Here is an 11,099-nt window from a genome sequence, read left to right as displayed (position 1 = left end):
GCGCGCTTCTCGCGTCCCCTTGCCTCGTTGTGCGGCGCTGGAAATTCAAACGCACCGCCAAGCCTGTGGGAGCAGGTCAGCCCCCCGCGCCCATGCGCCGGAATAAGGCTGTCCTGTAGCCGAGATAATGGCTCGCAAGCTTCAAACCAAGCGAAATTCGCATATCAACGTTAAAAAAGCGCTTCCCGTCGCTCAGACCCCGTTTTTAGACCGACTTTTCGGGCGACCTTAGGACAAGGCAGCGGGGGTGGCCGGCCAGGTCACACCTTATACCAACAGTAAAACCGGCTTCGGCGAAGAGCGCAGCGGCGGTTTCCCGCTGATCCCAGCCGATCTCGATCACCGCCAGCAACAAACTGTCGTTGAAACCGGGCAGCTGCCGGGCCAGCACCCGATAGGCATCCAGGCCATCAGTCCCACCGAAAAGCGCCATTTCCGGCTCGCGCAGCACCTGCGCATCCAGACTTGCAGACTTCTTTATATAGGGGGGGTTGGAGAGGACGAGATCGAAGCCCTCGCCATCCAGCCCCCCGCACCAGTCGCCGAGGCGGAATTCGGCGCGCCCGGCCATGCCGCATACCACTGCATTCTCCCGCGCGACGGCAAGCGCGGCGGGCGAGATGTCCACGCCCACCCCGGTAGCTCCCGGCCAGACATCAAGCGCCGCGAGCAGCAGCGCGCCCGACCCAGTGCCGAGATCCAGAATGCGGCGGGGCGGCGGGCGGTCCCGGAAATGATCGATCGCCGCCTCAATCAGCGTCTCGCTGTCCGGCCGGGGAATCAACACGTCCGGCGTCACCTTCAGCGTCAGCGTCCAGAAATCGCGCGTGCCGGTGAGGTGCGCCACCGGCTCATGCGCAAGGCGTCGCTCCAGCAAAGCCTCAGCCTCGTCCGGCACGGCCAGATCGCGCAGGCGCAGCAGCATGTCGGCGCGGGAGAGCCCCAGCGCATAGGCCGCGATCAGCTCCGCATCCAGCCGGGGCGTATCCGAGACGGTGGAGAGCCGCGCCGCGCCCTCCCGCAGCCAGTCAGCGAGCGGCGATGACACGCTTGCGCGATTCGCGATCCTGCCCCGTCCGCGCATCGGCCGAGCCGGTGCGGGCAACGGGCCGGGAGGAGAAGGCGACGAGGCGCCATCCGGCCGGCGGGGGATTCAAGGGCTTATGCTGCTTCATCGAGTTGTGCGAGGCGCGCGGCCTCGTCCTCTGCAATCAGGGCGGCAATGACATCGTCCAGCGCCGCACCTTCGAGAATCTCGGGCAGGCGGTGGAGAGTCAGGTTGATGCGATGATCGGTGACGCGCCCTTGTGGAAAATTATAGGTTCGGATGCGCTCGGAGCGGTCGCCCGAGCCGACCATCGCCTTGCGGGCGCCGGCCTGCTCGCTCTGCGTCCGCTCGCGCTCGGCCTCGTATAACCGGGCGCGGAGCACCTTCAAGGCTTTGGCCTTGTTCTTGTGCTGGGACTTCTCATCCTGCTGAGTGACGACGATGCCCGTGGGTAAATGCGTGATGCGCACGGCGGAATCGGTCGTGTTCACATGCTGGCCGCCCGCGCCGGACGAACGATAGACGTCGATGCGCAGGTCCGTCGCCTCGTTGATCGCGACGTCCACTTCCTCCGCCTCGGGCAACACGGCGACCGTGGCAGCGCTGGTGTGAATGCGCCCACCGCTCTCCGTGACCGGCACGCGCTGGACGCGGTGAACCCCGCTCTCGAACTTGAGCCGGGCGAAGACGCCTGCACCCGTGATGCTGGCGATCACTTCCTTGAAGCCGCCCGCCTCGGAGGCGTTGGCGGAAATGAGCTCGACCCGCCAGCCGCGCGATTCGGCATAGCGCTGATACATGCGGAACAGGTCGCCCGCGAACAGCGCGGCTTCGTCCCCGCCCGTCCCGGCGCGGATTTCCAGCATCGCGGCGCGCTCATCGGCGGCGTCACGCGGCAGCAGCGAGACGGCGAGATCATGCTCGGCCTGGGGAAGCCGGGCGCGCACGCTCTCCAACTCCTCCTGCGCCATGGCCTTCATTTCCGGATCAGCAAGCATCGCTTCGAGCTCGCTCTGCTCGGCGCGCAGCCCCTCCACCTCTGATGCGGCCCGCACCACCGGCTCGAGCTCGGCATAATCCTTGGACAGGCGGACGAACTCGGCCGGATCGAGATCCGGGCGGGACATCTGTGCCTGCACTTCCTCCTGCCGACGCAGGATCGCGGCAATGCGATCTGGGGAGATGGTCATGGGGTCAACCCTATAAGCCCCTCTCCTTCAGGGGAGGGGGAAGGGGTGGGGTCTTCTGTAACTACGGCGATACTGAACGCGCGACGCGCGTCACCCACCCCCTGCCCCTCCCTTGAAAGGGAGGGGTGATGAGAGGTGTGCTGAGAGAAATCTGAAACAAGTTCAGGGCGATGGGAGTGATGAGGGGAGATGGTGGTCATGCTTATGGTCGCAGATCGAGCTTCGCCATCCACGGCGTTTCAAGTTCACTGACAATGAATCTGGAAGCCAAAGCATCCCAAATCTTCTGGGCAACGCCAAGTCCTGCGGCCTCCCCGATTTCGGAGCGCAATTGAACCATCAGCGGGCCACTATCACGGTCTTGCTCCACATGATTCAGGTAAAGCAGAACTTTCGGCTTCACCTTCTTCGAAGCAAACTCGAATTGCTTTTTACGGTTCTCTTTGAAGGCATGGTCGACGCTCACACCGCATGACCGAAGGACTTTGACCACGCTGAATAACCGACCCTGAGTCCAATCATCGCAAATGATTGAGACATCGGTCCGATTGTCCGGCACACTGTCCACCAGCATCGCCAGTCGCTCAATGCCCGCTGCCCAGCCGACAGCCGGGGTGGCGGGACCGCCGAGGTTCTCGATGAGGCCGTCATAGCGGCCGCCGCCGAGCACGGTGCCCTGCGCGCCAAGCCGATCGGTCACGAACTCGAAGGCGGTGTGGCGATAATAATCGAGGCCGCGCACGAGCCGAGCATTGCGTTGCCAGGCGACATCCGCGGCCTTTAACCCATCCGTCACTTTTTCGAAGAATGAACGAGCCTCATCGGTTAAATGGGCGTCGATATCCGGCGCAGTCGCGACGATCGCCTGATCGCGTGGATCCTTGCTGTCCAGGATGCGCAGCGGGTTCTTTTCGAGGCGGGCAAGGCTCTCTTCCGACAGGCTGGCACGGTGCCCATCGAAATGCACGACCAGCGCCGCGCGCCATGAATCGCGGCTGGCCGCATCGCCCAGGGTATTGAGCGTGAGAGTGACGCCTTCGCTGATGCCCAGTTCCTTGAGCAACTGGTCCGCGAAGATCAGCAGTTCCGCGTCCGCCAGCGGCTCGGCCGCGCCGATAATCTCGGCATCAAGCTGGTGGAACTGACGGTAACGGCCCTTTTGCGGGCGCTCGTAGCGAAACAGCGCACCGTGCGTCGCGACCTTCAAGGGAGCATATTGCTGCCAGCCCTCGGTGATATAGGCGCGCGCGATGCCGGCAGTGAACTCCGGCCGCAGCGTGATCGAATCGCCGCCGCGATCCTCGAACGAATACATTTCCTTCGAGACGACATCGGTGGTCTCGCCCAGCGAGCGGGAGAAAACGGCAGTTGGCTCGAACATCGGCACTTCCACGCGCCGGAAGCCATAGAGCCGACGCACGCGCTCGAACGTCTCGACGACATGAGTGAACTTGTCCGCCAGACTATCGGGCTTGCCGCCCAGCATGTCCTGCGTGCCGCGCACGGGCTTGGGTGTCTCGATCTTCGCCATATGCGCGCGCCTTTAGCGCGAGACGCAGGTAAAAGAAAACATAACTCAGTTAACCACCCGCGTAGAAACATGCATCAAATGATGCTATATTTAATGCAGGAGGCCATCACTCTATGCGCACGACCATCACGATCGACGACGAGCAGCTTGCTAGAGCCGAGGCAATGACCGGTGTTCGTGAGCGCGGACAGCTGGTGCGCGAGGCTTTCAAGGCGCTGATCGAGCGTGAGAGCGCGCGTCGCCTCGCCCGGCTGGGCGGAACCGAGCCAGACATTGAGCTTGCACCCCGGCGACGGGTGGATGGGGACTGACAGCCCGCAATGATATTGGCTGACAGCTCCGTCTGGGTCGATCACCTCCGTCATGGCGACGCGCGGCTCTCGCAAGACCTGGAGGCCGGGCGCGTGTTTACCCATCCCTTCGTCATCGGCGAGATCGCGCTTGGCAGTCTGCGGCAGCGGGAGGTGGTACTGGGGCTGATGGGCGACTTGCCCATAGCGACAATAGCCAGCGACGAAGAGGTGCAGGCTCTGATCGAGCGACAGCCGCTCTATAGTCTGGGTATCGGCTATGTTGACGCACATCTCATCGCCGCGACGATGCTGACGCCGGGCCTGCGCCTGTGGACGCGCGACCGGCGGCTTCATGAGCTTGCAGCGCGGATGGGCCTGGCGAGCAGTACCGACCCCTGATGCAAGCCCAAAGGCTGGACGCCAGCCGGATGTGCCGCCATGCTGGCTGGCATCCACACAAGGCCCGCCCCGCAGGCCTTATGATGACAATCCCTTCAACGAGGTGATGAATGCCCCGTTCTCCACTATTCTCTCTTGCCGCCCTGCTGGCTGCTTCCGCCCTCTCCCCCGCCTCCGCCCAGATCGACCGCGTGAACCGCTCCGCGCCCACGGCCGCGCCGATCGTCGATACCGTGCCCACCGCGCGCGACATTCCCTGGCCGGGCGGCACGATGAAAGTGGAGGTCGACGCGACCGACCTCGACCGGCGCATCGTCAATGTGACGCAGACCATTCCGCTGGCTGGCGGGGGCGGGCCGCTGACCCTGCTCTTCCCCGAATGGCTGCCGGGCAATCACGCGCCGCGCGGGCCGATCGACAAGATCGCCGGCATCGCGTTCAAGGTCGATGGAAAGCCCGTCGCCTGGCTGCGCGATACGCTGGACGTCTACGCCTTCCACCTTTCGCTGCCCGAAAATGCCCGCACGCTGGTGGCGACCTTCCAGTTTCTGGCGCCCACGACTGCCGCGCAGGGCCGAGTGAACATCACCGACAAGATGATGAACCTGCAGTTCGAGGCGCTCTCAATGTATCCGGCGGGCTATTATACCCGTCGCGTACCCGTGCAGGCGAGCGTCACCTTCCCCGCCGGCTGGGAAGCGGCGACCGCAATGCGCGGCACCAAGGCGGGCGCGCGCATCGACTATGCGGCCACCGACTATGAGACGCTGATCGATTCGCCGATCTTCGCCGGCCCTTATATGAAGCGGTTCGATCTGGGCCATGACGTGACGCTCAACGTGATGGCCGACACCCCTGCCGAGCTTGCGGCGACGCCCGAGCAGATCGGATTCCACAAGAAACTGGTCGACGAAGCGCTCGCGCTGTTCGGCGCGAAGCATTTCGACCATTACGACTTCCTCTTCGCCATCACCGACGAGATGGGCGGCATTGGCCTGGAGCATCATCGCAGCTCCGAAAACGGGGTGGGTCCAGGTTACTTCACCAAGTGGAATGACGGACCGGGGCGGCGCAACCTGCTGCCGCACGAGTTCACGCATAGCTGGGACGGCAAGTTCCGCCGGGGCGCGACGCTCTGGACGCCCGACTTCCGCACCCCGATGCAGAACGAGACGCTATGGGTGTATGAAGGCCAGACCCAGTTCTGGGGCTATATACTGGGCAACCGCTCGGGCATCACCTCCAAGCCGCAGACGCTGGATGCGCTGGCCTCCATCGCCGCGCGGCTGGACCTCACCAAGGGGCGCGAGTGGCGGCCGATGGTCGACACCACCAACGATCCGATCATCTCCGCCCGCCGCCCCAAGGCGTGGACCAGCTGGCAGCGCAGCGAGGATTATTACAACGAGGGCCTGATGATCTGGCTGGAAGCCGACGCGATCATCCAGAAGGCCAGTGGCGGCAGCAAAGGCCTCGACGACTTCGCCAAGGCGTTCTTCGGCAAGACCAATGGCTTGAAGGAGGGCGACTGGGGACAAGTGACCTTCACGCGGCAGGACGTGATCGACACGCTGAACGCCATCAGCCCCTATGACTGGACGGGCTTCTTCGCCACGCGAGTGGACCAGCCGACAAAGGAAGTCACCAAGGCCGGGTTCGACATGGGCGGCTATCGCCTCGTCTATGACGAGACGCCCAACACCACCGTGAAGGACTCAGAGAGCTCCGCCAAGTCCATCGACATGAGTTTCGGCCCCGGCATGATCGTGAAGAATGACGGCGGTGAGGTCACCAGCGTCATCTGGGGAAGCGCCGCGTTCAAGGCCGGAATGGCAATCGGCAACCGCATCCTGGCCGTCAATGGTGACGAATATTCGGCGGACGTCCTGAAAAACGCGCTGACTGCCGCAAAGGACAAGAAAAACCCGGTGACGCTGATCCTGAAGCAGGACAAGAGATACCGCACGATCACGCTCGATTATTCGGGTGGTATCCGCTATCCGCACCTGAGAAAACAAGGAGAGGGCGAAGGCAGTCTCGATCGTCTCTTGCGGGCGCGGACGACGGGATGATCGTTAACCCCAGACAAGAACAGGTAAAATCCTTCCATGAATATCGAGCTTATTCCGGTCGGTGACGATCCGCCGCACAGCCTCAATGTGATCATCGAAGTCCCGACCGGCGGCGAACCCGTGAAATACGAGTTCGACAAGGCATCGGGCGCGCTGTTCGTCGACCGCATCCTGCACACGCCGATGCGCTACCCGGCCAACTATGGCTTCGTGCCGCACACGCTCTCGCCCGATGGCGACCCGCTCGACGCGCTGGTCATCGCCCGCTCGCCCTTCGTGCCGGGATCGGTCGTCCGCGCCCGCCCGATCGCGGTGCTGAACCTCGAGGACGAGGCCGGCGGCGACGAGAAGCTGGTCTGCGTGCCGGACAACAAGACGTTCCCTTATTATGCCGACGTCGGCGAAAAGGACGATCTGCCCGGCATCGTGATGGAGCAGATCGAGCACTTCTTCACTCACTATAAGGATCTGGAAAAGACCAAGTGGGTGCGCGTCGGCACCTGGGGCGGCGCGGAAGATGCCCGCCGCATCACCCTCGAAGCGATCGAGCGCTATCAGCAGAGCAAGGCGGCCAAGAACGCCGCCTGAGCGCAAAGCTGAGCGACAACAAAGACCCTGTTCCGGCCAAATCACGCCGGAACGGGGTTTTTAGTGTCCGGAATTCTTGATCCGTCGGATGATCTGATCTGACCGAAAGTGCTCTGGCCACGCACGCGCCTGCCAGTCCATGTCCGCTCCCTGGAACGGCCCATCCATTCGACCACCGACCCGAACGCTGAACCTCCGAACTACCCATATTTAGCTATTGCTACTCATTATCGATAAAGGTCTTGACGCAAGCAAGGCCGGCCTTCTAGGCGCTTAATTCGATAACGATTCTCAATATCATTGAAATAGGGGTATGTGGTTGTGATTGCCAATCGTCGTTCTGTTGCCTGTCGCCTCCGTACAAGATCGGGCGGGGGGCTCTCCGCATTGGCTCTCTGCCTCGCGCTGGCCCCGCAAGCAGCACAGGCGCAGGACGGCGATCCACTCGTCACCTTCGATTCGCGCGGCGCAATCACTGTCACAGCCACTCGCCTTCCACAGGCCATCATCGACGTGCCGGCGACCGTCTCCGTCATCACTGACAGGCAGATCGCCGATCAGCTCGCGTCCGATATCAAGGATCTCGTTCGCTTCGAGCCCGGCGTGAGCGTGCGGCGCGCACTCAGCCGGTTCGGCGCGGCAAGCGGCGCCACGGGGCGCGACGGCAATGCCGGCTTCAATATCCGCGGACTGGAAGGCAACCGCGTGCTCGTGCAGGTGGACGGCGTGCGCGTGCCCGATGGTTTCGACTTCGGCGCACAGTCCTCCGGTCGCGGCGACTATGTGGACGTGGGCCTCGTTAAATCGGTCGAGATCCTGCGCGGCCCGGCCTCGGCGCTCTATGGCAGCGACGGCCTGGCGGGTGCAGTGAGCTTCATAACCAGCGATCCGGCCGATTTCCTCAAGGAAGGCAAATCAATCGCGGGGCTGGCCCGCGCCGCCTATGATTCGGCGGACGATCAGTTCAGCGAGACAGGCATCCTCGCCGGGCGCAGCGGCGCCTGGTCGGCGCTCATCGCCTATACCCGCCGCGACGGGCACGAACTGGACAATAAGGGCGCCAATGAAGCGCCCAATGCCAGCCGCACCGCCCCCAACCCACAGGACACGCGGTCCAACGCGATCCTCGGCAAGATCGTGTGGAGCCCCAATGACGCACATCGCGTCCGCCTGACCTTCGACCATCTCGACAGCCATGTGAGCACCAATGTGCTGAGCGGGATCGCGGCGCGTCCGACGGCGGCGACCAGCGTGATCGGCCTCACCGCGCGCGACAAGACACGGCGCGACCGGGTGAGCCTCGACTGGCGCTATCAGGGCAGTGGTGCGATCGACAGCGCGCAGCTAACACTCTGGTATCAGGACGGCGAGAACCGGCAGTTCTCCGCCGAGGACCGCAACACCGCCGCCGACCGCACTCGTCTCAACACCTTCGAGAACCGAGTAATCGGCGCCAGCCTCGAACTGCGCAGCGACGCGACGACGGGTGCAATCGGCCACCGCCTCGTCTACGGTGGCGATGTGAGCGTGACCCGGCAGACGGGCCTTCGCGACGGCACGACACCGACGCCGCCCGACGTCTTTCCGACCCGCGCCTTCCCGGAAACCAACTTCACGCTGGCCGGCGCGTATCTGGCGGACGAACTGAGTTTCGCGGATGGGCGACTGACGCTTTTCCCGGTGCTGCGCTTCGACCATTACAGCCTCGACCCGCAGAGCGACCCATTGCTGCCCCGCTTCGCGGCAGCGGAGCAGAGCGGATCGCGCCTCTCCCCCAAGATTGGCGGCGTAGCCAAGCTCGGCCCGGTCAATCTGTTCGCCAACTATGCGCGTGGCTTCAAGGCGCCCTCACCCACGCAGGTGAACCAGTTCTTCCAGAACCTGGCCCAGGGTTACACCTCGTTGCCCAATCCCGACCTCAAGCCCGAGACGAGCGAGACGGTGGAAGGCGGACTGCGTGTGGCGCAGGGTGGCGTCGTAGGTTCGGTGACGGCCTTCTCCGGCCGCTATCGCAACTTCATTAGCCAGGAAGTGGTGGGCGGCGGCTTCACCCCGGCAAACCCGGCGGTGTTCCAGTTCATCAACCTCAATCGCGTGCGGATCGAGGGTGCGGAAGGATCGCTCGGCCTGCGTGCGAAGAGTGGTCTCTCCGCGCGCATGGCGATCAGCTACGCCACCGGCACCGTGACGGGCGCTGGCGGTGTGCGATCCCCGCTCTCGACCATTGACCCGCTCAAGCTGGTGATGGGCCTGGGCTTCGACGATCCCAACGGACGCTTCGGCGGCCAGATCATCGGCACGCACGCGGCTCAGAAGGAGCTGGACCGCACCACCTATCGCACCGCGACAGGCGCGACGACGATCTGCAGCGGATCACCCTGCTTCAGGCCCGGCGCGTTCACCATCCTCGATGCGACCGCTTATGTGCGGATCGGCGAGGCGCTGACCCTGCGCGCCGGCGTCTTCAACATCCTGAACCGCAAATATGCGTGGTGGAGCGATGTGCGCGGCCTTGCCGCCAATGCCTCGGCGGTCAACGGCGCCGGCCAGTCCGTCTCCCTCCTCGACGCATTCACTCAGCCGGGACGCAACGCCAGCGTCTCCATCACTGCCCGCTTCTGAAGGGACCATCCTCATGAAAACCCTGTTCACATCCCTGATGATCGCCGCCAGCGTGCTGGCGACCACGCCTGCCATCGCCGATGGCCCGGTGAAGCCGAGGAGCGCCGAGGCCGAAACCTCGTCCTTCACGGCGGACCGCGCCGACATTCTGGCGATGGCAGGCGACTACAAGGTGACGTTCGACATGCGCGAGACGACGCCCTGGCGCAGCGACTATACGCCGATCCCCGCCAAAATTTCCGGCGGATATGAAAGCGTCCGCGTGATCGAGGATACGGGTCGCCACATCGTACTTCAGCATCTGCTCGTGGTGAAGGATGAGAACGGCAAGACCTTCGTCATCAAGCACTGGCGGCAGGACTGGACCTACGAGCCGGAAACCGTGCTCGTCTATGCCGGCAAGGGCCGGTGGAACCAGGAAGCCGTGCCACAAACCATGCGCGGTGGCCGCTGGTCCCAGACAGTGTGGCAGACCGACGATTCGCCGCGTTACGGCGGCTGGGGGCAATGGACCACCGAAGGCGGCGTGCGGCGCTGGCGCAGCAACTGGACCTGGCGCCCGCTCGCCCGGCGCGATGCAGTGAGGAAGCCGGTCTATGACCGCTATCTCGCGATCAACCGCCACTCCCCCTCGCCTGCCGGCTGGATCCACTGGCAGGACAATATGAAGATGGGTGCGGAGCCGGGCACGGCGGGGAGCGACAAGCTCGTCCCCTTCGTGCAGGAATCCGTGCTCAACAGCTATGTGAAGGACAGCGGGTTTGATGTCGCCGCCGCCGACGCCTACTGGGCCGCGACCAAAGACTATTGGGCGGCGATCCGCTCTGCCTGGGACGAAGCAATCAGCAAAAGCAACGGGGTTAGCGCTGCGGAAGTGCCCGACACCGGATCAGCCGGGGCGGAACGGCTGATGACCCTCGCCGACGACATACAGGCCGGAAAGACCAAGACCGCCGATGCGATCCGGCGCGGACGTGCGGTGATCGCGGAAGTGACCGCCGCGCCGCGCTGACAGCCAGGCGGTCGGGGATGAGCGCGCAATTGTGGCGGCGCGCTCATCCTTCCCCCCGCATCACCCTCGAAGCAATCGAGCGCTATCAGCAGAACAAGGCCGCTAAGAACGCCGCCTGAGCGCATACCACGATCAGATTTTGCCCGAGTTTCCATCTGGCCCCGGGCGTGCCGTCGGTGCAGTGCCAAAAACCGGTAGCGGACGAATTCCGACGACATGGCAACACTTCTGTGTCATCGAGCCCGCATCACCGCGAGCCGCTCCGCAAGCTTTCGCCCTGACTGAGAGACCATCCGCGCTCCCGCTTGCTGACCGGGACGCGTCCAATGACCAACTTCAATCCC

The 11,099-nt window shown here is 63.9% G+C and carries 10 protein-coding genes; 6 read left to right on the top strand and 4 right to left on the bottom strand.

The features are described 5' to 3' along the window. Positions 1-205 precede the first annotated feature (205 nt). From prmC to hisS, 4 genes are all read right to left on the bottom strand, one after another. Positions 206-1,048 (bottom strand): peptide chain release factor N(5)-glutamine methyltransferase, encoded by an 843-nt coding sequence (prmC, locus tag ACNAOH_RS09695; protein WP_443969985.1) that lies wholly within the window; start codon positions 1,046-1,048, stop codon positions 206-208. Next, positions 1,029-1,157: a hypothetical protein gene (locus ACNAOH_RS09690; protein ID WP_443969984.1), complete on the bottom strand. Its 129-nt coding sequence runs from the start codon at positions 1,155-1,157 to the stop codon at positions 1,029-1,031. Before ACNAOH_RS09690 ends, prmC begins: the two co-directional genes overlap by 20 nt. Before the next feature lie 4 nt (positions 1,158-1,161). Beyond that, positions 1,162-2,238 carry a peptide chain release factor 1 gene (prfA, locus tag ACNAOH_RS09685; RefSeq protein WP_443969983.1) on the bottom strand — a complete coding sequence of 359 codons (1,077 nt, stop codon included), beginning with the start codon at positions 2,236-2,238 and terminating at the stop codon, positions 1,162-1,164. Positions 2,239-2,440: 202 nt separating this feature from the next. Beyond that, positions 2,441-3,769 carry a histidine--tRNA ligase gene (hisS, locus tag ACNAOH_RS09680; RefSeq protein ID WP_443969982.1) on the bottom strand — a complete coding sequence of 443 codons (1,329 nt, stop codon included), beginning with the start codon at positions 3,767-3,769 and terminating at the stop codon, positions 2,441-2,443. Between the two features lie 113 nt (positions 3,770-3,882). Between hisS and ACNAOH_RS09675 the strand changes: the two genes are divergently transcribed. The 6 genes from ACNAOH_RS09675 to ACNAOH_RS09650 all read left to right on the top strand — a co-directional run bounded on the left by ACNAOH_RS09675 (position 3,883) and on the right by ACNAOH_RS09650 (position 10,755). Next, the gene (locus ACNAOH_RS09675) at positions 3,883-4,080 is read left to right on the top strand and encodes a type II toxin-antitoxin system VapB family antitoxin (RefSeq protein WP_443969981.1); all 198 of its coding nucleotides are present in this window, start codon (positions 3,883-3,885) and stop codon (positions 4,078-4,080) included. Positions 4,081-4,089: 9 nt separating this feature from the next. Continuing rightward, positions 4,090-4,461: a type II toxin-antitoxin system VapC family toxin gene (locus ACNAOH_RS09670; RefSeq protein WP_443969980.1), complete on the top strand. Its 372-nt coding sequence runs from the start codon at positions 4,090-4,092 to the stop codon at positions 4,459-4,461. A 110-nt stretch (positions 4,462-4,571) separates the two neighbouring features. Then, positions 4,572-6,533 carry a M61 family metallopeptidase gene (locus ACNAOH_RS09665; RefSeq protein WP_443969979.1) on the top strand — a complete coding sequence of 654 codons (1,962 nt, stop codon included), beginning with the start codon at positions 4,572-4,574 and terminating at the stop codon, positions 6,531-6,533. A gap of 36 nt (positions 6,534-6,569) precedes the next feature. Further along, a complete protein-coding gene (gene ppa, locus ACNAOH_RS09660; protein ID WP_443969978.1) occupies positions 6,570-7,121 on the top strand; it encodes an inorganic diphosphatase in 552 nt (183 codons plus the stop codon). 387 nt (positions 7,122-7,508) lie between these two features. Further along, positions 7,509-9,743 (top strand): TonB-dependent hemoglobin/transferrin/lactoferrin family receptor, encoded by a 2,235-nt coding sequence (locus ACNAOH_RS09655; RefSeq protein ID WP_443969977.1) that lies wholly within the window; start codon positions 7,509-7,511, stop codon positions 9,741-9,743. Between the two features lie 13 nt (positions 9,744-9,756). Next, on the top strand, positions 9,757-10,755 hold the full coding sequence (locus ACNAOH_RS09650; RefSeq protein WP_443969976.1) for a DUF6607 family protein: 999 nt from the start codon (positions 9,757-9,759) through the stop codon (positions 10,753-10,755). The last annotated feature ends 344 nt before the right edge of the window (positions 10,756-11,099 follow it).

The organism is Sphingobium sp. CR28 (assembly GCF_052327305.1).
Classification (GTDB): domain Bacteria; phylum Pseudomonadota; class Alphaproteobacteria; order Sphingomonadales; family Sphingomonadaceae; genus Sphingobium.
The sequence above is the reverse complement of the archived record's forward strand: the minus strand, read 5'-3'. Positions and strand labels throughout refer to the sequence as shown.

Bases quoted from the DNA above. Each gene is read 5' to 3' on its own strand.
- prfA (WP_443969983.1), bottom strand. From the start codon at position 2,238: ATGACCATCTCCCCAGATCGCATTGCCGCGATCCTGCGTCGGCAGGAG.
- hisS (WP_443969982.1), bottom strand. From the start codon at position 3,769: ATGGCGAAGATCGAGACACCCAAGCCCGTGCGCGGCACGCAGGACATG.
- ACNAOH_RS09675 (WP_443969981.1), top strand. From the start codon at position 3,883: ATGCGCACGACCATCACGATCGACGACGAGCAGCTTGCTAGAGCCGAG.
- ACNAOH_RS09670 (WP_443969980.1), top strand. From the start codon at position 4,090: ATGATATTGGCTGACAGCTCCGTCTGGGTCGATCACCTCCGTCATGGC.
- ACNAOH_RS09665 (WP_443969979.1), top strand. From the start codon at position 4,572: ATGCCCCGTTCTCCACTATTCTCTCTTGCCGCCCTGCTGGCTGCTTCC.
- ppa (WP_443969978.1), top strand. From the start codon at position 6,570: ATGAATATCGAGCTTATTCCGGTCGGTGACGATCCGCCGCACAGCCTC.
- ACNAOH_RS09650 (WP_443969976.1), top strand. From the start codon at position 9,757: ATGAAAACCCTGTTCACATCCCTGATGATCGCCGCCAGCGTGCTGGCG.